We start from the raw sequence: 23,070 nt of genomic DNA on the forward strand, positions 1-23,070 counted from the left end.
AAACCGTTTTTATACTTCAATATAAAATTAAGCTTCAGCGTCTACATCCGTAACTGAAATACCAATATGTGAAAAACTACTTAGATACTTATTATTCAATTTAACCGCTTAATACCGCTGTGTTGCCTCTTATGCCGCATGAGTTGATAACGTGAGTGCATAAGATTATGTGGTGGCCATGAATGATTAAAAATACGTAAAATAAAAAATCTTTCTGATCATTTTTATTAACAGTGACGTTAGCACTGACACAAAGGATATTCATTGTCGATAGTAATAAAGTGTTATCAACATGCTTTAGCTATCCATTCTAAATATCCCATGCCATAACCTTGGAAGAACTTTGTTACTATCGGGCAGATATGTTGAGACGGCGGCAAGTTTAAAACAGGCAATCGCATTAAAACCTAATTTAAATATCACTCGTATCGAACTCGCAAAACATTATAGGGATTGAGATCGCAACAAAAAATTGAATTTACAGCAAATATACTCGAGTCCTTCTACCAAAAGTTCCTGTGGGATATAAATATAGTCAAAGCGATGGATCAGATAAAGCTCTTAACGTTGGCCATTTAAATTCAGCGGCGTTAGTTGCCATTGGCCTTGATTTTTAATTCAGCGCCCTTTAGCTTCTCCGCAAAAAAGCGCTTTATTAATTATTTCATCATGATCTCACGCATGCGATATTCACCCGTTAACGTCCTCACTTCAGGGTATTTTGCTGAAATTTCGTTAGACATTTTTTGATCCGCCTCACTCCACTTCTTCATGAACGCTTCATACTTCTTTTTGTTAGGCTCTATGTCTGCGCCATTAGCCATGGTCACTACTAATAACATATTAAAATCACCACTCACGGGCAAGTCACTAGCATAGATTTTCCAGTCTTTGATAAAGCCTAGCTCTTTTTCAATTTTAACCGCTTTAACCCAACTTCCACTCAGACCGGCCAAATATACATCAGACATATTAGGGTCCACTTTAACGGTAGTGATTACCATAATTTCGGTACCTAGATCGTAATCTTCGTAAATTTCTAATCTATCTTTGGCAAATAATGTAGAACTAAACACAACGCAAGCTAATGTAATTAATATTCTTTTCATTTTATTTTCCTTTTTTATAATTAATTAAATCGTTTGTTTTTTGAACTTTTTAATAATAGTAAGGAATTAGGCACAGTCAAGTCACTCTAAAGTTTGACATTTTAAAAAATGAGTTTTATAAGCGTTGGTGAGGATTGCAAAAACTAATCGTATTAACTAGCGGGTCATGCAGGGGGAATTCAAGTTGTTTTAATCAAGATGAAGACTTAAAGGCATAATGTTGTTCGGCAACGGGTCCTGCGTTGTTCAACCTCTTGCATCTGACCTCCATGGGCGGAGGGAATGCCTTATTTTGTCATTCGTTAGACTATTCACTTTAAATCAATTAAATATCGATTTTTCAACGAGGTGATACAGGTTTTATACTTCAGTATAAAAATGTAACTTCAGCGTCTATATCCGTAACTAAAATGCCAATATGTGAAAAACGACTTGGATATGTATCACTCACCTTAACCTCTTAACCTCTTAACCTCTTAACCTCTTAATTTCTTAACAATGCAGTCGTGTTGTCCGTTATACCGCCCGAGTTAATAGCGTTACTATATGAGATGGTGTGCTAGTTATAAGTTATTAAAAATACTTAAATTGATAATTTTTTGTTATTATCATTTTATTATCAATGTTCATTATCAGCAGTGACGTTAGCATTTGCACAAAGGATATTCATTGTCGATAGTAATCAAGTGTTTGGTGTAAAATAGAGGCGCGATATGTTAAATCAACAATGGTTAACCACCTTCATTAAACTCGTGGAAGTAGGGCATTTCACTCACACCGCCGAGCAGCTTTTTATGACTCAACCCGGTGTCAGTCAGCACATTAAAAAGCTTGAACAGCAGGTGGGTGTTGATTTGCTTATCCGAATAGGGAAAAGCTTTGAGCTAACCGAGGCGGGGATTATTTTATATCAACGAGCATTGGTTTGGCAGCAACAACAACGGCAAGTTTTGTCACAATTAGCGGTGGATGATGAGCACATTGGTGAGTGTCGTTTAGCTTGTTCTGGATCGATGGCACTATTGTTATATCCCCATCTAATTGACTACCAGTTACCGCATAAGCAATTACAAATCTCACTGGAAGCGGCGCCCAATCACCGCATCATCGATAGTGTAATGGCCAATACCATTGATGTCGGCATTATCACTCAGTCGATTAATATGGACGATTTGGTCGTCACCCCATTAGCCACACAAGCATTGTGTTTGGTATTACCTGAGTCGTGCTCATATCAATCGGTCACCTTTGAACAGTTAATGGCCCTTGGCATGGTCAGCCACCCCGACGGCATGCATTATTGGTCGCAAATAACCCAGCAGTATTTTTCCGATAAACAAGCGTTAGCGATGCAGGTGCCGATCCGAAGTTACGTTAATCAACTGAACCAAATTCTGGTGCCGGTAGCCAAAGGATTAGCATTTGCTGTGTTACCACAATTTGCTGTAGATCATTTTGCGCAACCAGAGCATATTCGAATTGCATCTTTTGCCACTGAGCAAACAGCTCATGTAGTCGTGAGTGAACCATTGTTCGTCATTTATAAAAAACATCGACCACTCGCTCGACGCTATGGTCCTATTATCGATAAAATTAAACAATGGGTTTAGCCATTACTATAGAAACTAGTTAATCACTTGTTGTAATGCACTGTTGATGTCGCGGTATTGAAACCCAAAGCCTGCCGCTAAAGTGCGTTTTGGCAATACAAATTGACCTGTAGTGAGTAATTCTGACATTTCACCCATTGCCAGCCTTAATGCTAATGGTGGCGTGGTTATTTTGGTGGGACGATTTAATGCACTGCCTAATGCTTTAGCAAATTCTGCATTGCTAACAGGCTGAGGCGCGGTTGCATTATAGATGCCTTGTAAGTTTGGATTGCTGAGTAAGTAGCACAATAATCTAATTAAATCATCGATGTGGATCCAACTCATCCCTTGCTCACCATTACCTATTGGGCCGCCTAAACCAAGCTTGAATGGGGGTAACATTTTTGCCAATGCGCCGCCATTTTTGCCGAGTACAATACCAATGCGCGTGATACACACTCTGGTATGTTGCGATTGAGCTTGAAGGGCAATGTTTTCCCATTCCTGGCATATATCATGGCTAAATTCAGCATTAAAACCACTGGTTTCATCAATAGGTGTGTTGCCTTGTCGGCCATAGTAACCGATGGCTGAGGCGCTAATAAACGTATGCGGTGGATTGGTGCTTTTACGGATAAGCTGAGTTAAGGCCGAAGTGATGTCCCAACGGCTGTCGCAGATCAGTTTTTTTTGCTTGTTGCTCCAACGTTTATTGACTATAGGTTCGCCTGCAAGGTTTATTACTGCATCAATATCGTTAAGATCTGGTTTGTCTGCAAGGGTTTGCCAGTATTGATGATGGCTGCCAAGAAGACTTTTTCCGTTACTAACATTCCGCGTCAATATGATCAGCTGGTGCTCGCCAAGCGATTTGACTAATTGTTTACCCACAAATCCTGTTGCGCCTGTTATTAGTATTCTCATGTAAATCCCCCTTTACTCAATGTAGCTATATACGATAATAAGCTTAAAAAATGATCACAAATTCTGCGAGTAACATAGCTGCTACTGCGGCTTTTGGTAGCATAATTCCATCGACACTGAGTCTGCAAAGCGCAGTGCATGGGGTTTATCGATTTCAACACTGGCAAATTCAACCCAATCATGTTCACTGGCAATAGAGAGGGTTTGATGCGTTAAGTTTTCTAATAAAGAAAATCGGTTATTCTCAATCAAGGCAATGATTTTTTTAGTAATAGTGCGATAATTCAATGCATCTGCTACGTTGTTACTGTTGCGGGCTTTATCGGCACAATAATGGATCACCACGTTGATGATAACATCCTGTTGATTATTAATTTCTTCTTCTTTGATACCAATAAAAGTACGTAAACGTAAGTTTTTAATGCGTATAATGGCAGTTTCTGGTTTCATATTATGTCAGTAAGTCCCTGAAAGTGGTTGAATGCCAATATTGGCATCAGCTGAATATGAATAGACAATAATTTTTAACTTAGATTGCAATATGTTACTGGGTTTAGCTTAGCATATAGAATCATTTTAATAAGCAACAATAAGGATTTTTCACCCTATGAAAGGAATACAACAATCCCCCATGGCTGTTCGCAGTTTTGTGGTAATGGCCTGCGTGGTGATTATTTTAGCCGGGATTAAAACGGCCAGCCCTATCGTGGTGCCTTTTGTCTTATCTGCATTTTTAGCAGTGATTTGTAATCCTGCCATTCGATTGATGTCGCGTTTTCATATCCCTAAATGGCTGTCGATCATCTTATTAATGGGTTTTATTGTGTTAATGGGACTGTGGCTGGCCAGTTTAGTTGGCAGTTCAGTGAATGAATTTTCCCAGCAAATGCCGTTGTATCGTCAGCAATTAATTGAGCAATTTGCTTGGGTGCTTGAAAAACTGCAAAGCTTTAATATTCAGATATCTAAGCAAAAAGTGCTCGACTACTTTGACCCTGGTATGGCGTTATCCATGACCACCAACATGCTCTCTGGGGTCGGCAATGTCATGGCTAATTTATTTCTGATCATCCTGACCATAGTGTTTATGTTATTTGAAGCACAATCGTTACCTAAAAAATTCCATTTAGCGTTAGATGACCCCGATATGCGACTCCAGCAAATCGATAAGTTTTTACATTCGGTTAATCAATACATGGTGATAAAAACCTTAGTCAGTATAGCCACTGCGATTGTGATAGGCATTGGCTTGAGCATCATTGGGGTTGACTATGCGTTGTTGTGGGCGGTGATTGCTTTTCTGTTTAACTATATTCCTAATATTGGGTCCATTATTGCCGCCATCCCAGCCGTGTTATTGGCTTTTATCCAAATGGGTCCGGGTGCTGCGGGTATTACCGGTTTACTGTATGTGGGTACCAATATGGTGATGGGCAATGTGGTTGAACCACGTTTTATGGGACGTGGCCTTGGACTGTCTACCTTAGTGGTCTTTTTATCATTAATTTTTTGGGGCTGGCTGCTTGGCTCTGTTGGGATGTTGTTGTCAGTGCCATTGACCATGATTGTTAAAATTGGTCTTGAGTCGAGTCAATCGGGTAGTTGGTTGGCTATTTTATTATCGGATGATGTTGAGGAAACGCTCAGTGGATCTGCTAGTCATACTGAGGGCGACACTTTAGCCGCGACTGAAACAGAATCGAGTAAGGGTGTTGGCAATGATATTGGCAATGCCGCTGAAAATGATAACGATAACGACAATGCTGTCAAAGCCAAGTCATCAACCACTGATGCCTGATCCTATCGATTGTATAAGCTGATAAAGTAAGAGAGTGTATGAAGCGTTTTTTACAAGTACTACCCAGTTTGACCCTAGGTGATGATGTTTGCCGCTTATTTCACGGTCGTGGAGGGTTATATGCAGGCGATGAGCATCTGTGTTTAGATTGGTACAAACCGGTGTTATTACTCACCAGTTTTAAAATGCTCGAAAGCGAGCAACTCGATGAATTAGTGACTGCTATCGTGAATTTTTGGCAACAACAACGCCCAAATGAGCCACTTAATTTGGTCTACCAATACCGCCAAGGTGGCCAAACCTTGAGTGAATTGTTGTATGGACAAGTACCTGAACAGCACGTGGTCAGCGAAAATGGCGCGCATTTTTTAGTGCATCTTTTGCGCGGACAAAACCACGGTTTGTTTTTAGATATGGCCAACGGCCGAGCTTGGGTCAAGCAGCATGCTAAACATAAAAAAGTGTTAAATTTATTTGCATATACCTGCGGTTTTTCGGTAGTCGCTTTGCAAGGCGGCGCAGATGAAGTGGTTAACATGGACATGAGTAAAGGAGCGTTAAGCATTGGTAAGCAAAACCATGTATTAAATGACTTACCTGCTGGGGCGCGTTATTTAGGCCATGATATTTTTAAATCTTGGGGTAAGCTAACCAAGCTTGGCCCTTATGACTTGATTGTGGCCGATCCACCCAGTAATCAACGCGGCAGTTTTGTCGCCACTAAAGATTATGATCGGCTACTAAAACGCCTGCCTGATTTACTCGCTCCACAAGGTGAAGTGTTGTTATGTTTAAATGCGCCCGAGCTAGGTTGTGATTTTTTGATGCAACAAGTGGCTAGCACTGCGCCAACATTAACTTATGTTGAGCGAATTGCTAATCCGCAAGTTTTTGCAGATATTGATGAGCAAAAATCATTAAAAGTACTGCGTTATCGCCTTAATTAATCTATTTATGCTGACGAACATATCAAACCGATACTGAGTATCGGTTTTTTTATTTAATTTGGCGAGAAAACCCCATCATCCGAGCAAAGTGAAAGTCGTGGGGGGGTGTTTTTCAAGGGAGTTGGCTAGGGTGTTTTTTTTGAACCAAGATTGAATATTTATCTTTAACTCGGTTTAGCGCGGCATTTATAATCTTAAGCTGTGATTATTCATTTACATAATCAATACCCGAGCCGCCATGTTACATCAAGTGTCATTTCAGTCCTCTCTTGCGCAATTCAACAACATCGCGACGGTTAAATTCTGCTAGCGATAGGGAGTCTTGTTTAGTCAATTAAGGTCACTGCAATTAAAATTTGTTTATTCAAGCACTAACGCCTCAGCGCACATTTCAAACCCCGGCTATCAACCATTACCTAACCTTTAATCGCGGGAAGCCTCTCATTGTGTCTTATACTCAATGTTAGTAAAGGGTGAAGTTGGTCATAACATCGGTAAGTAAGTCTTTATTTAATCAATATTTATGCTTAATAACCCTCAACTTGATAATGATTTATGTAAATTGATGATCTAGATCATATTAACCTCGTTTTACCAATTTGTGAGTATATAGTTTGTTCTTTGATTAGCGCTAAAATTCTCACGAGTCCTAATGATGAAGCAGCAAAGTGATGATAATTTGTTGCTTTTTATCCCCCACTCTTGGAGGGTCCATGAGTAATGATACCGAAAGCAAAAAGGGTCTGGAGTTAAAGATTTTTATCTTTTTGACTGTTTTTTTAGCCCCCATTTTATCTGTGTTACTGGTTAGCGCACTTGGATTTAGCATCTGGTTTAGCCAAATTTTAACCGGGCCGCCAGGCGCGGGTTAATCCTCAAAATATAAACAATATGAGAGCGATATATGAGCAATGAACTGCACGTAACCAGCCTAATTGTCCAAGTACACCCAGATAAAATGGCTGACGTAAGACAGCAAATTATGGCGATCGAGAATGCTGAGTTATCAGCCAATAATGACGTTAAATTAGTCGTCGTCGTTGAAGGCCCGAGCCAAAGATCCTTGATGGATGATATATCAACGATTAATGCTATTCCGGGTGTGTTGACTGCCACCATGGTGTATCACCAAAGTGAAGAGCTTGAAGAAGGTGAAGTATGAATATGAATAGACGCGATTTTATGAAAGCCAATGCCGCTATCGCAGCGGCAAGTGTTGCGGGCTTAGCGTTACCAACGAGTGCAAGTAACCTAATCACTAGCTCTGAGCAAACCAAATTAGAATGGAACAAAGCCCCTTGTCGTTTTTGTGGCACAGGTTGTTCCGTCATGGTTGCCACTCGCGATGGTAAAGTCGTTGCCACTCATGGCGATGCAAAAAGTGAAGTTAACCGCGGCTTAAACTGCATTAAAGGTTATTTCCTGTCTAAAATTATGTATGGACGTGATCGTCTGCAAACGCCAATGTTACGTATGACGGACGGCAAGTATGACAAACATGGTGAATTTACTCCTATTACATGGGAGAAAGCATTCGATACTATGGCTGAACGCTGGAAAGCCACCATAAAAGCCAAAGGCCCAACAGCGGTTGGTATGTTTGGTTCTGGTCAGTGGACTGTGTGGGAAGGCTATGCCGCGGTTAAGCTAATGAAAGCCGGTTTTGGCTCGAACAATATCGATCCTAACGCTCGTCACTGTATGGCATCTGCGGTCGGTGGCTTTATGCGCACCTTCGGTATTGATGAGCCAATGGGTTGCTATGATGATATGGAAGCGGCCGATGCGTTTGTGCTTTGGGGCTCAAACATGGCAGAAATGCATCCTATTTTATGGACTCGTATAACTGATCGTCGTTTAAGTGCGCCACACGTTAAGGTGGCGGTATTGTCTACCTTTGAACATCGTTCATTTGATCTTTCTGATTTATCCATAGTGTTCACCCCACAAACCGATTTGGCGATGCTTAACTTTATTGCCAATTACATTATTCAACATGACAAAGTCAATAAAGATTTCGTTAAAAAGCATGTGAATTTCCGCAAGGGAACTACCGACATTGGTTATGGTTTGCGTCCTACACACCCTTTAGAAATGAAGGCCAAAAACGTGGCGACGGCAGGTGATTCTACGCCGATGACTTTTGACGAATTTGCCAAATATGTTGCCGATTACGATGTTGAGTCAGTCAGTAAGTTATCGGGTGTACCAGAACATAAGCTCATCGAATTGGCTGAGCTTTATGCTGATCCTAACCGTAAAGTCACCTCATTCTGGACCATGGGCTTTAACCAACATACTCGTGGTGTGTGGTGTAATAACCTGATTTATAATATTCACTTGCTAGTGGGTAAAATTTCGACTCCAGGTAACAGCCCATTCTCATTGACAGGTCAACCCTCTGCTTGTGGTACCGCGCGTGAAGTGGGCACATTCTCACATCGTTTACCTGCAGACATGGTAGTGACTAACCCTGAGCACAGAAAGCGTGCCGAAGAGATTTGGCATATTCCAAGTGGCATTATACCGCCTAAACCGGGTTATCATGCGGTTGAGCAGAACCGTCGCTTAAAAGACGGCGATCTCAATTGCTACTGGGTTCAAGTGAACAACAATATCCAAGCGGGCGCCAATATTAACGAAGAAGGCTTGCCGGGTTATCGTAATCCAGAAAACTTTATCGTGGTGTCTGATGCGTATCCAACCGTCACCACTCAAGCTGCCGATTTGATTTTACCTACAGCCATGTGGGTCGAAAAAGAAGGTGCCTATGGTAACGCTGAACGTCGTACCCAGTTCTGGCATCAAATGGTCAAGGCCCCAGGTGAGTCACAGTCAGACTTATGGCAGTTAATGGAGTTTTCAAAGCGCTTCACTACTGACGAAGTATGGCCAGCTGACGTGTTAGCGGCTAACCCTTCATTTAAAGGTAAAACCTTATATGAAGTGCTTTATCAAAATGGCAACGTTGATAAATTCCCATTAGCCGACGCTGACCCTAAGTATTTGAATGATGAAGCTAAGCACTTTGGTTTTTATGTCCAAAAAGGCTTGTTCGAAGAATACGCTACCTTTGGCCGTGGCCATGGTCACGATTTAGCTGACTTTGATGTGTACCACAAAGAGCATGGTTTACGTTGGCCGGTCGTCGATGGCAAAGAAACTAAATGGCGTTTCCGTGAAGGTTCTGATCCTTATGTTAAAGCCGGTAGCGACTATGAGTTTTATGGTAAGCCTGATGGCCGTGCGGTTATCTTCGCATTACCTTACGAACCTGCTGCCGAGTCGCCAGATGAAGAATACGATATTTGGTTGTCTACCGGTCGTGTGCTTGAACATTGGCATTCAGGTTCGATGACTCAACGTGTCCCTGAGCTTTATAAAGCCTTCCCTGATGCGGTGTGTTTTATGCATCCAGATGATGCTAAAAAGCGTGGTTTACGCCGTGGTGATGAAATTAGAGTGATATCTCGTCGTGGTGAGATTAAAACCCGTATTGAAACCCGTGGACGTAATAAGCCGCCAGTTGGCTTAGTATTTGTACCTTGGTTTGATGCCAGCCAACTCATTAATAAAGTAACGTTAGATGCGACAGATCCACTGTCAAAACAAACAGACTTTAAAAAATGTGCCGTAAAAATTGTTAAGGCTTAAGGAGACAGACCATGAAAACAGGTAAATTATTATCGATTATCGCGTTATTAGGTTTCTCTGTAAGTGTAATGGCTACCAGCGTACCTGAAGACAAAATCGACACATTACGTTTAGCACCAATCAATATCGAACCGACACCACCTGCGATGCAAAAGGTGGTCAATAACGATGTTAAGCAGGTACGTAGTTATCCGATGCAACCACCGATTATCCCACATAAAATTGATGGTTATCAAATTGATCTTAAAGTGAATAAGTGTCTCCAGTGTCATTCTCGTACCAGTGGCTCACCCGCGCCAATGGTCAGTGTGACTCACTATATGGATCGGGATAATAACTTCTTAACTAATCTATCACCACGGCGTTATTTCTGTACTCAATGTCATGCACCGCAATTAGATGCCAAGTTACTAGTTGAAAATGACTTTATCGATATTGAACAATTAATTAAAGCGAAAGCCGCGGTTAAGCATTAGGAGTGACTATGTTTGCAAAACTGTTTGAGCAACTAAAACTGGTGTGGAAAGTATTGCGTCGTCCGAGTGTCCATTACAGTTTAGGCTTTTTGACTATCGGCGGGTTTATCGCTGGAGTAATTTTTTGGGGTGGATTTAACACTGCTTTAGAACTCTCCAACAGTGAGCAATTCTGTATTAGTTGCCATGAGATGGAAAATAACGTCTATAAAGAGTTACAAAGCACCATTCACTTTACTAACCGCAGTGGGGTACGTGCAACGTGTCCAGATTGTCATGTACCACATAACTGGACCGATAAAATTGCCCGTAAAATGCAAGCGTCTAAGGAAGTGTGGGGTACAATATTTGGTACGATTAACACGCGTGAAAAGTTTGAAGGTAAGCGTCGCGAGTTGGCTGAGCATGAATGGAAACGCCTTAAAGCCAATGATTCGTTAGAGTGTCGAAACTGTCATAACTTCGATTATATGGATTTCACTCGTCAGTCTACGCGTGCATCACAAATGCATTCAACGTCTCTGGCTAGCGGTGAAAAAACCTGTATCGACTGTCATAAGGGGATTGCACACGAATTACCTGATATGGCGGGTGTAGAAGGGTTCTAACTTATTGGTTAATGTCATCATAAAGGCCAGCAATTTGCTGGCCTTTGTTTATTTTATCGAGCTGACTTAAGTAAAACGCTTACGTTAAATCAAGCTGTTGTCCAATCGCATCAATTAAATATTCAGTGAAATCGTGACCATGGTTTTGCAACATTTTCGGGAACATTGAAATAGGTGTTAATCCTGGAAAAGTATTGATTTCATTTAGGAGGATTTGATTATCTTGGGTTAAAAAGAAATCGATGCGCGATAAGTGACGTAATTTCATTCCTTTAAATGCTTTTACCGCATAGTCACGAATTTGCTGACTGATTTCAGGGCTGAGGTTATCTGCCACTACGTCGGTACGAGCTTGACTATTTTTGGCGTACTTTTCTTCAAACGAATAAAAAGTATTGGTATTACAAATAATCTCCCCAGGCAAGGTTGCCACCACATTACCTTGGTACTCATAAACGGCCACTTCTAATTCACGCGCATGGATCGTTTGTTCAACCACGACATAAGGGGCATAACGAAACGCGTCTTGTAGCACGTTGGCAATATCAGCTTTCACATCGACTTTATAGCAACCGACCGATGAACCTTGCGAGGCCGCTTTCACGAATACCGAGCCCCAATTGTCAAATGCCGCTTCGGTTTGTTTAATCGCATCAGCATTTAATTGGTGTAAGAAAATGTATGGCGTATTAGGGACGCCTAAGGCCGAAAACCACATTTTTGCGGTGACTTTATTAAAACAGTTGCTCGATGCTTCTGACTCACAACCAAAGTAGGGCAGTTGGATTAAATTAAAGTAAGATTGGATATCGCCTGTCTCACCGGGAAAACCATGAATGCACGGAATAACATAATCAACAGGCCATATTGGGGATCGGTCATCTTCAAAACGGATTTCACGACGGTTGGTTAAATCGCATGATTTACCGTCTTCTGTATGATAATGTCCGCGCTTGTCGAGTACTAATTTAAGTACTGAAAATTTATCTGACTTAGCCAGAGATGACTCAAAAAAACGGGCCGACATCAGCGAAATATCATGTTCAGCACCGCCACCGCCGCATAATAACAGCAGATTGACTTTTGGCATGGTTACTCCTGGAAAAGGTAAAATATAAGCTGGAAATGGGCCGGAACAAGCAAGGTTATTCGCCCTGAAAAATTGTACTTATGATAAAGACCGACGGCTATAAAGTGCAAGCAAGCGTTAACATTATTTCAGCTTTGGGAGCAGATTTTTTAATAAAATAAGCTGTGAAGGCTCGGTGCCACGATTTACGCTCAGCAACATGTAGTGATGATATTTTAGTCATGTTGATTTGGTCATGTTAATTTATTCTGGTAAATATTTCTTACGCTCAATAATACATTCATAATCAGCCATTTCAAACTCACGGCATATTAACGGACGCTTTTCGTAAATCGAACACATCATAGTGTCTCGGTCTAACGCCGCGCACCAACCATCATCGAGCCGCAGCATCACTTCTCCACCCCAAGAATCGTTATCGATATACTCATCAGGCACCCCTGTTTCAGTAATCAGCATTACTTCAAGACGGCAGCAACAGGCTTGGCAAGTTGAACACGTCACCGCTACGGGCTGTTCTGCAGAGTTTATTGCTAGGGGAGTCGCTGACTTATCGGCCGACTCAGGGAACATAGTAATGATATTGGTGGGCATTAATGGCTGCTGTTAAACATTTTTGCTAAGCATACCGTAAATTAATCGCGATGACGTTATTTTTGGTTAAATAACCGCACATCTGTGCCCTGGTTGAGGTTAAATCATCATTATATTGAGACTTCGCCAAGCAATTCGGTGAATGCTTGGCTGTTAATGGGTTATAATTTGACCACTTTTCCAGTCAGTGCAACGCCAGCAACGAAAGTGCCTGCACCGCATTGGAAAGTGTCATTGCTGCTAGTCAGATTGTTTTTATAATTAGATTTTATTTCAATGACAGCATTACCGCCCTCTCTAATTGCACGCTCTTTGAGCGTAATCATTGCCGATAAAAATACCCAATGGCAGGCTTCAAGATCTGATTTATTAAAGGCATTAGTTTTTTTGCTAGTACTGAACTCACCAAATTGTTGCTGAGGTTCGCCATAAACTTGATCGCCAAAATAAAAGCTTATATCTGTGCCAAGTTTATTATTTGCTTGCTCTGTGCTTAATGCATCGGTGACAGAGTAATTACCAATATCATCGCGGGCAAAAGAGGTGGCTGGAATTAAGCAAAGTGCCAGTGTGATGGCCGCTAGCGTGTTTTTCATAGGGTTAAATCCTTTTAATTGCTGTTGTTTTAAGACGATAGAAATCCATTACTCGAAGCAAAATAACATTAACTCACTGATTTTACGACTATCAATAAGGATTATTTAACTCTGTAGGTATCAAATAAAATTTGATAAAACAAAGATTCACTCATCTGGTCATTGATTAAGCCTAGTGCTTTTCCTCGTCAAATAGTCACAAAAGGCTATCGTCATCCAAGCTGAAAAAAATGATGTTATTGAGTTAGAAGAACAGGCGTAAGAGAAATGGCATCGTTGGTCCACTTTGCTCGCTTCAATTTTGTTTGGGTATTTACACTCGGTTACTGTTTAAATTCCTGAAATAATATCAAAATTCTGCAAGCTCACCTATTGCGTGTTAACTTATTGTTAACAATGTCGACTGTCATTATTAGCGTAATAATCGTCATGCTTATTTTCGTCATGTAGGTATTTCAAAAGGAAGGGATATGATTAAGAAATCATTAAAATGGATCGCAGTAGGTACCTTAGGACTCGCGACACTGGGGGGGGGGATTTGCCGCACACGAATGGTATGCAGACAAACCTTTTTTATTTAGGGCTTATCTCGACCGAGCATTGGTCAAAATGGCCTTTAAAGACCCAAAAACATTAACGTCATTAGGCTTTCTTGAGTCAGTAGGAATAACAGGTCATAACGCTCACTTAGATAATGTTGACCCCGCCAACGATCAAGTTATGTTTGATGAATTGGTCGAGTTTCGTAAGGGGTTAATGCAATATCAAAATGTTGATTTAGATGAAAATCAACAACTGTCGAAAGACGTGGCCTTGTATTTATTAGATATGTTGGATGAGTTCAAAAAATATCAATATCATAATTATCCCGCTAACCAAATGTTTGGTATTCAAAGCGCTTTTCCAAGCTTTATGGAATCGACTCACCAAGTGAATACTCTAGAAGATGCGCACAATTATTTGTCACGATTAGGAGAAGTTAATCGCAAGTTTGGTCAATATTTATTGGGGCTTAAGAAACGCGAACAAATGGGCATCATTCCTCCACGTTTTGTTATTGATCGCGTGTTAGATGAAATGCGCGGTTTTATCGCTACTCCTGCCACAGACAATATTCTGTATACCTCATTACAAACCAAAATGGATAAAGCTGAGGACATCAGTGACGAAGATAAAAAAACTATTTTAGCCCAAACCGATGTCGCTATTCGTGATGCGGTATACCCAGCTTATGACCTGTTTATTGATTACTTTGATACCTTAAAAACGAAAGCCGGTACTGACGATGGTTACTGGCGTTTGCCTGATGGTGATAAAGCGTACAAATTAGCATTGCGATTTTTTACCACTACAGATTACAGCGCAGATTATATTCATGACTTGGGCTTGTCTGAGGTGGCGCGTATTCACCTAGAAATGATGGCCATTTTTGACGCTGAAGGTGTTGATGTTTCAAATGGATATTTGGCGGCAATGAATGAGTTTTCTGCCAGACCAGAGTTTTATTATGACGATTCAGATGCAGGCCGCGCACAAATTCTAAAAGATTATCAAACAATATTAGATGAAGTTGACCAAGGATTAGGTGAGACATTTAATATTCGCCCTAAAGCGGGAATGGAAGTGGTCCGTATTCCTGAATTTAAAGAGAAAACAGCACCAGGTGCGTATTACCAAGGTCCATCATTGGATGGTACTCGTCCAGGACGCTTCTTCGCTAATTTGTACGATATCAAAACAACGCCTAAATACGGCATGAGAACCTTAGCCTATCATGAGGGGATCCCGGGGCATCATTTTCAAGTTTCTATTGCGATGGAACTGGAAGGTATGCCACTTATTCGACGTTTTGCCCCTTTTACAGCCTACATCGAAGGTTGGGCTCTTTATGCTGAACGCTTAGCCTATGAGCAAGGGTTTCAAAAAAAACCTGCAGATAATATTGGTCGTCTTACGGATGAGTTACTGCGAGCAGTAAGGTTAGTTGTCGATACAGGGCTTCACCATAAAAAGTGGACCCGAGAGCAGGCTATCGAGTATATGGCCAATAATACCGGCCGTGCTGAGCGCGATGTGGTGTCTGAAATTGAGCGCTATATTGTAATGCCGGGTCAGGCGACATCTTATAAAGTGGGTATGATGAAAATTTTAGAGCTGCGTCAAAAGTCAAAAGACAGCTTAGGCGATAAGTTTGATCTACGCGAGTTTCATGATGCAGTCTTAAAAAATGGCGCGATGCCTCTGGACTTACTTGAGCGGGTTATCGACAGTTATATTGCGGCCAAGCAAGCAGAAACGACATAAGTCGTCATAAGTTAGCCATAAGTTAGCCTCAATCAGAGCTGTTAACTTGATTTACGCTCTAAAAACCAGTTGCATCACAACTGGTTTGTTAACTTTTTGTCCCGGTAATCCCGCCTCGTTATTACACCATTATCTTCATTATTATTTTGCTATTACTTGAATATGCCTGCAGAAAATAGGTTGAAAATAATCACCGAATTTGGCCATTCATTTAAAAATGCAGTAGGTGCTTTACTGACATTAACCGAAGATGGTGAAAGTGTAGAGTGAAAACGAGCTTGAAAAACACCGGCAGAGGGACCTCATCCAGCCAACACTGGCTCTGTGCTTAAATACTAGTTTATAAAACTAACCACTTCTTTAACTTGATTCGTATTAAGCCTTTCTGCTGAGTTGGACCTGGCATATTGGTCACGACGATTACACATCTCGAGGGTAATTAATGAATGAAATCTATCTTATTCCCGTTTGAATAGTCGTAAAAGTGCATAATCTGGATTAAGCATCGGCCAAGTCCAACAAGCGATTTATGCCTTGCAAAAAGAACAACCCATGAAGACTAAATTGTTATCTTGAATACAGATTCACTGGCGCCGTCTGTGTTTATTCCAAACGGGTTATTAAGCTAGCAAACTTACCTCAATCATAGGTATTCAAAAAAGGCTGTTGACTGCTATTATTGAGTTCTAACAGGATGTTTGGAGTACTCACATGATAGTCGACCCAGGCAGCTGGTCGCTGGCGGTTGTTGTGACAGCCTTCGCTGGCATCACAACTATCATCGGTTGGTTTGGTATCAAGATGACTAAAACCGCACGCGACCTTGCCCACAATACGGGCTTAGGTGAAGCACTTATGGGAGCGGTTTTCATTGGTGCATCAACATCGCTGTCTGGGATCACGACTTCCGTTTCAGCCGCTGCCGCGGGATACGCGGAACTGGCAGTAAGCAACGGCTTAGGAGGCATAGCGGCACAAACCGTGTTTCTTGCTTTAGCTGATATTGCATACAAGCGCGCGAACCTGGAGCACGCAGCTGCATCCGCTGAAAATCTATTCATGTCAGCCTTTCTTCTGACCTTACTAAGCATCCATGCGCTAGCGTTATCTTTCCCGACTATCAGCTTCTTCGCCGTCCATCCGGCGACGGTGATTGTGATCTTTGCATATATTTTTGGTGTTCATCTGCTGGCCCGTATGCACCACATGCCGATGTGGTTTCCGAGAAAGACGGCCGACACTGCATCAGAACCAGCGGGTCACCGCTATCGCAGCCGTTACCTTTGGAGGCTCTGGCTACAATTTATCGGCTATGCGGCTATTGTCGCCTTGGCTGGTTGGGGTCTCGCGCAACTTGCAATACCTCTTGGGGATAAAACGGGTTTGTCACACAGCATTGTCGGCGGAGTGTTTACGGCCGTCTCTACGTCAGTTCCTGAACTCGTTGTCGCCATCACCGCGGTTAGGATGGGCGCGCCAAACTTGGCTGTCGGTGATATTATCGGCGGCAATGCATTTGACACGCTATTCATCGCAGCATCGGATTTAGCCTATAGAGAAGGCTCTATTTATGCTGCCATTTCGAGCGCCGAGCAATTCTGGCTCGCCAACTCGATGCTGATGACATGTGTGCTTATCATGGGATTGATCTATCGTGAGCGCCACGGGCTAGGGAACATTGGTTTGGAAAGTGTTATTTTGCTGATGTTGTATTTCGGAGGGATAGCTACTTTATTTGTATCCCCGTAGCGCGGTTCAAAATCCTTTTGTTGAAATACGGGATGTTAACCATGAGAGAGCGGCCTAATAAGCTAGCCAAAGGTATCTAGAGAAAGTTGGGCCATATAATGTAGCATGGTTATTTTTACTCCAGCGGACCGACATAACTCGCCTGGTTTTTACTTACACAATCAATCGCAAGTCTGCGTGAAGTGGTCAAGTTAAATAAGGCGCTTTAAAATCCAAACAATTAGATGAGGAATTTTTTATATGAGTGAGGAAATGAGTGAAAAAATGAATGGACCTGCTTTAAACGCATTGAAAATTGCGTTTACCTACATGCCTAAATCAATTGAAGTCACTAAATATGAGTATGGTGATGATTACAAAAAGATATTAGATCACATTGAAACCGTTAGGGGAATGTTATTGATTAATGATGTTGATCCTGAAGAGGTTTACGGTGAAATCAACCCTGAGAGCACGCCCAATTCATCATATTGATTTAGTGGTGTTGAGTGTCGTTAGGTGATATAGCGATAAAAATGGAACGGTAATAGTAGTGCAGGTAACCCAGTGACGTGCTGGCAGTCGACAACCCATTTTTTGGTAACGTCTTGGGTTGCTTAATCTAGTGTTTTGGGTGAATGTTTCAAGGGTAGAAAAATGGGTGGCACGATTATACTAAGTCCTCAACACCTTTTGTATACTTCGGTTGATAAAAAACTTCCATCACCTAGAGGAATTAGGCTTAGTGTGGAGAAAACTAATGTCATAAATCGGATGTTGGTCGAGAATAGTCACAGATATGTCATCTCTGATCGTCAATGCTCTCAAATTGGTGAATTTCATAAGAGGCTAGTGCTTCCTGAGGAAGTGAAGTATGAGTTATCTAAATGGAAAGCGCTGAATGAGCATCATGCTTATAATGAAAAAGAGTTCTATTCGAAAAAATATGTTTAACAATCTTTAAGGATTAAAGGTACTTTTTCTAATCTACTTTTGTAGCGCGTCGCGAGGTTTGGCAAAACAATCGAGCTGAAGCTCGGTATGCGGCGAAATGGTCTTCACTTTAATGCTGGTTGGACTTGATAAATTTGATTGAGAAGTATTTCCGCCCCTCTAAACCAGACCAATCTCTATTAGCTAAAACTAATCTGGATCTTGTTATATTCCTTTTAAAATAAGGGTTTAATATGCTATCGTCGAATAGTAATCAGACCGTAGTCCCGTTATCTAACTGAAACCGTAAGCTAGACCTATTCAGGGAAGAAATGAGTGCTTTGGTGACATTAAGTTAAAACCTAATAGAGCGTTTTACATGGATAACATTTTACGAGAAATTATAAAAACAAAGCTTGTAAGCCTAAAAGGAACTGCTTTTCAAGATGGTATGGATCGGGTTTACTTGTGTATACATGGCTCAACAGAGTTCCAAAGAGTCAAGCAGAAGCGAGATGGTGGTTCAGATGGGATTTTGAATGGAGACACTGTATTAGCAGCTTATGCCCCTGAAAAATATAGCTTAACTGATTTTAAGAAAAAAACTAAAGATGATTTCAGTTCATATAGTAATAACTGGGCAGCTACTCATAAGGGGTGGAGAGTCGTAACTAATTTAGAAGCTACCGCTCAAATGATTCAACACGTTGAAAAGCTTAAACCTGACTCTACAATCATATGTATAGAAGCTTTACTCCAAGAAATTAATGAACAAACATGGTCAAAAAAAATAACAATTTGCAGATCATTAAACATTCCTGAGCATTACTTATCAAACGATGTTATTTCTACTGTTATAGAAGATTTAATAAAGATATGTGAGGAAGGTCAACCATTCGAACCCTATAAAAAGCCAGCATACATCCAAGATAAGATTAAGCTTAATGTAAGTGAAGATAATTGGGATATGTTCTTTGATGAGTATGAAGAATCTCTCGCTATTTTTCCAATAGTATCAAGCGTGGTAGGGTGTGCAAGACAAGAGAGTGTAGCTGCGATAAGAAGTAAAATCCGCTCTACATACTCTATTTTTTCAGGTAGTTTTGAGTGTAAAATGAATTCATTAGTTGAAATCATGGGGCAAAATAAAGCAGTGCAGGATGATTATTACCGCCATAATATGAGAATCGTTATGCTTTACTTTTTCGAACAATGTTTATATGGAAAGAAACCCTCCTCGGAGACTATCAATGGTTAATGCTCATATAGAAATGGATTTGAATAACCATGTTTCAGTTATCTCATCAAAGATAATCCAGTTAATCAAAGCTGGAGGAGAGATGATAATAGAAACGTTGATGAAACAGTTTTTGAAGAAATACGAAAACTACACGCCAGATCAATTTATGGAAGGCATCTTGTTTTTATTCTCTTTAGGCTGCCTCACCATCAATGATTACAAGGTAATATTGAAAAATGTTTAAACTTACGTCTCTATCTTCACCTACAGACCTATTTCATAAAATTGTATTCAAGGATGGTCTGAACATCATTCTAGGTAGATACTCAAAAGCGGGAAAAGACATAAATGGCATTGGGAAAACAACCATAATCAAATTTATTGATTATTGCCTACTATCTGACGGTGTTAAGGCTGATTTCTTTAGCGAGAAGTATTCTTTTTTGAAAACAGAAACTGTAAAACTTGAATTTAAACTCGGTAACAACAACTGCTCTATAGAGAGAGGGTTTGAAGATAGAAGGAAAGTGCTGTACAGAGTTAACGATGGTGCTCTAAACGAGTTTACCGATACTGACCTCCGTTTAATCCTAGGTGCTGAAATGGGGAAAGGCCAGTCAGGGGTTTACGACCCATTGTGGTTTAGAACACTAATGTCTTTTTACCTACAGAATGATCATAACTTTTCTCAAAGAGACCCAAAAAATGTTCTTAAATTTACAGTAGGGAAGCGTCAACCAGAGTTATTCGCCTACATTTTCTTTCTATTAGGAATCGATAATACTTTAATTTGGGATTTTGATAATAACAGCGTTGAGTTAAAGAAATTACGATCTGACCAATCCAGAATTAATAAGCAAATCACTGAGCAAACAGGTAAGTCTATTGAAGATTTTCGTGGCGAGTGTGATGCTATAGTCAGAAAGATTGATAAATTGGAATCGGGGTTAGATAATTATAATTTTGACGAAAACACCTCTAATATTGAAAGTAAGATCCTCATTCTAAATAGTGACATTTCAGAACTTAATAAGCAGCGTATAGCCTTAGCTAGTAAGTTTAAACAAATTAAAGAAAGCCTAAAAATTGATATAGATGTTGACCCAAAAGATGTAGCCAACTTCTATTCTCAAATACACTCTGAATTCTCTGATTTTATTCTTAAAAGTCTTGATGAAGTCGTTAAGTTTAGAGAGGATATTTCTTCCAATCGAAAGAAGTTCCTAAAAGAAAGAGAAGTGCAATATCAAAACAAGCTTAATTCTATTAAGACAAAGGTTGTAGGGCTTGAAGAAAATCGTTCAAAATTATATGGAATGTTAGATGAGCAATCTGCTTTTGACGCTTTGAAATCTGCCTATTTAAACCTAATTGATGAGAAGGCTAACCTGTCTGGACAACTGGCATATATTGAGCAATTGGACTCTATTGAAGAGGCAATAGCGGATAGAAAATTGGGAGTGGGGAACACAGTAAAAAACATACTTGCTGAGAAGCCAACTCTTGCTAAATTGAGTCAAGATATTAAAAATGTATACCTAGACTTAGTCGAAGGCTCTGTTGATATTGAAAGTTCGGATATTAGCCCATATTTCAACATTGAGTTCAAGGCAAACCAAAACAGCCCAGTTAAACTGAGTTTAGAAGTCCCACGAGGGAGTTCATTGGGTAAAGGCAGGTTTAAGATCCTTGCGTTTGACCTTACAGTTTTCATTTGCTCACTAAAGGGGGGGAATAACTTACCAAGTTTCATGATTCATGATGGAGTATTCCATGCGATTGCTCATAAGACTCGAATTAAGTTTCTAAATTATATCAATAAGATGCTAAATTCCTTCGAAGATGTACAGTATATAATCACTGTAAATGAAGACGAGATAATCTTTCCCGAACTTGAAGGTGTTTCTGTTGCCTTAGATTTTAAGCTAGAGGACAGGACTCTAATAACGCTAGAAGATAAGCCTGAAGCCATGTTTCTTAGTAAAGAGTTCGGTTAAGTCGTGAAGGTATTACAAACTAAATAAGCTCCTGAAAAAGATAAATATAGCCACCCACAATTCAGGATAAATTTTGAAGCTATGACTAAAAGATAAATATAGCCACCCACAATTCAGGATAAATTTTGAAGCTATGACTAAGCTGAAATTATCGTCGTTGGATTGAAATTGTTATTGATAAAGGGGGCTGAGAAAATTAGGGATTTCGAATAAACTAAGATACTTTTTCTAATCAATCTGAGATTGATTAGGCTCAATACTCTAACAAGCTTTTGTCGGATAGGCGGCACTTGTTACCAAGTACCGCCCTCCTAAGAACCGTACATGCAACTTTCACTGCATACGGCTCAAGCCTCCACTAAGGCGTGTTCTGTTACCCAGCACCCTATATAGCAGCCAAGACAGGATCAAACCAAGAGTTTCTGCTTTCCTTTACCCGCTTGCGCTTACCTAAGTAAACTTCATATTCTGGGTCGTAAGGCGTCGCTGCACTCCTGATTTTCACATGTCTTTTTATCGGCGTTTGAGCTATCTGAACCAGATTAAAATGGCAGTCCATGTTGGCAATCTTCTGCCAGCCGTGGAATTGCCACCCACCTATGCGATTCATGTAGTATTTTCGACGTACCCAGTCTTTGCTTTTCGTGGGGTGACGCCTTACCGCCCATCGCCATAAAAGCCAGAAAAGTTGATGGCCTACATAACCGAAAACTTGCTTTGCAACACTGTGGCGATAATAGTTCGCCCATCCTCTCAGTTTCGGATTCAATATTTTGATTAAATCATTAACAGGTATTGTGGGATGTTTTCTGATGAATTCACGTAGATTGCTCAAAAATAATAGAACGTTGCTCTTGCTCGGTTTAATGAGCAGTTTGCCTTTGTACTTCCTGATATTGAATCCCAGAAAGTCAAAACCATCATTGATATGAGTAATGTGTGTTTTCTCATCAGAGAGTGTTAAGCCCCTTTCCTGTAGAAAGCCAATGAGTTGCGGCTTGATTTCATTAACTAGGACTTCTTGCGAAGAACCTGTGATGACAAAATCGTCTGCGTATCCGATAAAGTTGACTCTATTCCCTGTTTTACAGGCAATAGACTTAACCAACTGTTCTAACCCAGCCAGCGTGAGCAACATCAGCGTTGGGGAGATTATCCCACCTTGTGGTGTTCCTTCAGCTGTTTTATAGAACAATCCTTTATCAATATAACCACATCCAAGCCATTGTTTCAGCATTCGTTTATCTAATTGAATGTTGTCGATAAGCCATTGATGACCAATCTTATCGAAACAGGCTTTGATGTCACCCTCAAGAACCCATTGGCTAGAGCGCTTCATACATAAACATTTGAAGCACTGTGCAATTGCATCTGCTGCGCTTCGATTAGGTCGAAAGCCATAGCTATTGAGGTCGGCTACCGTTTCCGAAATAGGCTCCAAAGCGAGAAGATGAAGCGCTTGCTGCGCTCTATCTATCAT

Annotated in this window: 21 protein-coding genes; 14 read left to right on the forward strand and 7 right to left on the reverse strand. The window is 40.7% G+C overall.

Going from position 1 to position 23,070, the window contains the following annotated elements:
• Window positions 1-659: 659 nt before the first annotated feature.
• Complete coding sequence (locus EGC80_RS13140; RefSeq protein WP_101030352.1) at window positions 660-1,109, reverse strand: hypothetical protein; 450 nt, start codon at window positions 1,107-1,109, stop codon at window positions 660-662.
• 713 nt (window positions 1,110-1,822) lie between these two features.
• Between EGC80_RS13140 and EGC80_RS13145 the strand changes: the two genes are divergently transcribed.
• On the forward strand, window positions 1,823-2,719 hold the full coding sequence (locus EGC80_RS13145; RefSeq protein ID WP_124013362.1) for a LysR family transcriptional regulator: 897 nt from the start codon (window positions 1,823-1,825) through the stop codon (window positions 2,717-2,719).
• 15 nt (window positions 2,720-2,734) lie between these two features.
• Here the strand turns inward: EGC80_RS13145 and EGC80_RS13150 are convergent, their stop codons facing one another.
• Both EGC80_RS13150 and folX read right to left on the reverse strand, forming a co-directional pair.
• Complete coding sequence (locus EGC80_RS13150) at window positions 2,735-3,625, reverse strand: TIGR01777 family oxidoreductase (RefSeq protein WP_124013361.1); 891 nt, start codon at window positions 3,623-3,625, stop codon at window positions 2,735-2,737.
• A gap of 81 nt (window positions 3,626-3,706) precedes the next feature.
• Entirely contained in the window at window positions 3,707-4,075 is a 369-nt protein-coding gene (folX, locus tag EGC80_RS13155) for a dihydroneopterin triphosphate 2'-epimerase (RefSeq protein WP_101030355.1), read from the reverse strand.
• A gap of 157 nt (window positions 4,076-4,232) precedes the next feature.
• On the opposite strand from folX, the gene EGC80_RS13160 reads away from it, so the two are divergent.
• The 7 genes from EGC80_RS13160 (at window position 4,233) to EGC80_RS13190 (ending at window position 11,108) form a co-directional block, all read left to right on the forward strand.
• Window positions 4,233-5,423, forward strand: coding sequence for an AI-2E family transporter (locus tag EGC80_RS13160; RefSeq protein ID WP_124013360.1), 1,191 nt, complete (start codon window positions 4,233-4,235; stop codon window positions 5,421-5,423).
• 38 nt (window positions 5,424-5,461) lie between these two features.
• Window positions 5,462-6,370 (forward strand): class I SAM-dependent methyltransferase, encoded by a 909-nt coding sequence (locus EGC80_RS13165; protein ID WP_124013359.1) that lies wholly within the window; start codon window positions 5,462-5,464, stop codon window positions 6,368-6,370.
• A gap of 713 nt (window positions 6,371-7,083) precedes the next feature.
• The gene (locus tag EGC80_RS13170; protein WP_101030358.1) at window positions 7,084-7,242 is read left to right on the forward strand and encodes a periplasmic nitrate reductase, NapE protein; all 159 of its coding nucleotides are present in this window, start codon (window positions 7,084-7,086) and stop codon (window positions 7,240-7,242) included.
• 32 nt (window positions 7,243-7,274) lie between these two features.
• Window positions 7,275-7,532, forward strand: a complete 258-nt coding sequence (locus EGC80_RS13175; RefSeq protein ID WP_101030359.1) for a chaperone NapD — start codon at window positions 7,275-7,277, stop codon at window positions 7,530-7,532.
• Window positions 7,533-7,534: 2 nt separating this feature from the next.
• On the forward strand, window positions 7,535-10,024 hold the full coding sequence (napA, locus tag EGC80_RS13180) for a nitrate reductase catalytic subunit NapA (protein ID WP_124013417.1): 2,490 nt from the start codon (window positions 7,535-7,537) through the stop codon (window positions 10,022-10,024).
• An 11-nt stretch (window positions 10,025-10,035) separates the two neighbouring features.
• Complete coding sequence (locus EGC80_RS13185) at window positions 10,036-10,500, forward strand: nitrate reductase cytochrome c-type subunit (protein ID WP_101030360.1); 465 nt, start codon at window positions 10,036-10,038, stop codon at window positions 10,498-10,500.
• 8 nt (window positions 10,501-10,508) lie between these two features.
• A complete protein-coding gene (locus tag EGC80_RS13190) occupies window positions 10,509-11,108 on the forward strand; it encodes a cytochrome c3 family protein (protein ID WP_372491452.1) in 600 nt (199 codons plus the stop codon).
• Window positions 11,109-11,187: 79 nt separating this feature from the next.
• On the opposite strand, the gene EGC80_RS13195 is transcribed toward EGC80_RS13190, so the two are convergent.
• From EGC80_RS13195 to EGC80_RS13205, 3 genes are all read right to left on the reverse strand, one after another.
• Window positions 11,188-12,198 (reverse strand): D-alanine--D-alanine ligase, encoded by a 1,011-nt coding sequence (locus tag EGC80_RS13195; protein WP_124013358.1) that lies wholly within the window; start codon window positions 12,196-12,198, stop codon window positions 11,188-11,190.
• Between the two features lie 243 nt (window positions 12,199-12,441).
• Window positions 12,442-12,792 (reverse strand): YkgJ family cysteine cluster protein, encoded by a 351-nt coding sequence (locus tag EGC80_RS13200; RefSeq protein WP_206191863.1) that lies wholly within the window; start codon window positions 12,790-12,792, stop codon window positions 12,442-12,444.
• Window positions 12,793-12,953: 161 nt separating this feature from the next.
• Window positions 12,954-13,388 carry an excinuclease gene (locus EGC80_RS13205; protein WP_124013357.1) on the reverse strand — a complete coding sequence of 145 codons (435 nt, stop codon included), beginning with the start codon at window positions 13,386-13,388 and terminating at the stop codon, window positions 12,954-12,956.
• A gap of 609 nt (window positions 13,389-13,997) precedes the next feature.
• Between EGC80_RS13205 and EGC80_RS13210 the strand changes: the two genes are divergently transcribed.
• From EGC80_RS13210 to EGC80_RS13235, 6 genes are all read left to right on the forward strand, one after another.
• The gene (locus EGC80_RS13210; protein ID WP_372491451.1) at window positions 13,998-15,692 is read left to right on the forward strand and encodes a DUF885 domain-containing protein; all 1,695 of its coding nucleotides are present in this window, start codon (window positions 13,998-14,000) and stop codon (window positions 15,690-15,692) included.
• A 711-nt stretch (window positions 15,693-16,403) separates the two neighbouring features.
• Window positions 16,404-17,441, forward strand: a complete 1,038-nt coding sequence (locus EGC80_RS13215) for a sodium:calcium antiporter (RefSeq protein ID WP_206191862.1) — start codon at window positions 16,404-16,406, stop codon at window positions 17,439-17,441.
• Between the two features lie 252 nt (window positions 17,442-17,693).
• Entirely contained in the window at window positions 17,694-17,915 is a 222-nt protein-coding gene (locus EGC80_RS13220) for a penicillin-binding protein (protein WP_124013414.1), read from the forward strand.
• Window positions 17,916-18,732: 817 nt separating this feature from the next.
• On the forward strand, window positions 18,733-19,611 hold the full coding sequence (locus EGC80_RS13225) for a hypothetical protein (RefSeq protein ID WP_124013356.1): 879 nt from the start codon (window positions 18,733-18,735) through the stop codon (window positions 19,609-19,611).
• Window positions 19,604-19,837, forward strand: a complete 234-nt coding sequence (locus tag EGC80_RS13230; protein WP_124013355.1) for a hypothetical protein — start codon at window positions 19,604-19,606, stop codon at window positions 19,835-19,837. Before EGC80_RS13225 ends, EGC80_RS13230 begins: the two co-directional genes overlap by 8 nt.
• Complete coding sequence (locus EGC80_RS13235) at window positions 19,830-21,590, forward strand: DUF2326 domain-containing protein (RefSeq protein ID WP_124013354.1); 1,761 nt, start codon at window positions 19,830-19,832, stop codon at window positions 21,588-21,590. The genes EGC80_RS13230 and EGC80_RS13235 overlap by 8 nt, the downstream gene beginning before the upstream one ends.
• A gap of 385 nt (window positions 21,591-21,975) precedes the next feature.
• Here EGC80_RS13235 and EGC80_RS13240 read toward each other — a convergent pair whose 3' ends face one another.
• Entirely contained in the window at window positions 21,976-23,070 is a 1,095-nt protein-coding gene (locus tag EGC80_RS13240; protein ID WP_233768500.1) for a reverse transcriptase domain-containing protein, read from the reverse strand.

The sequence above is a fragment of the Shewanella psychromarinicola genome (assembly GCF_003855155.1).
Classification (GTDB): domain Bacteria; phylum Pseudomonadota; class Gammaproteobacteria; order Enterobacterales; family Shewanellaceae; genus Shewanella; species Shewanella psychromarinicola.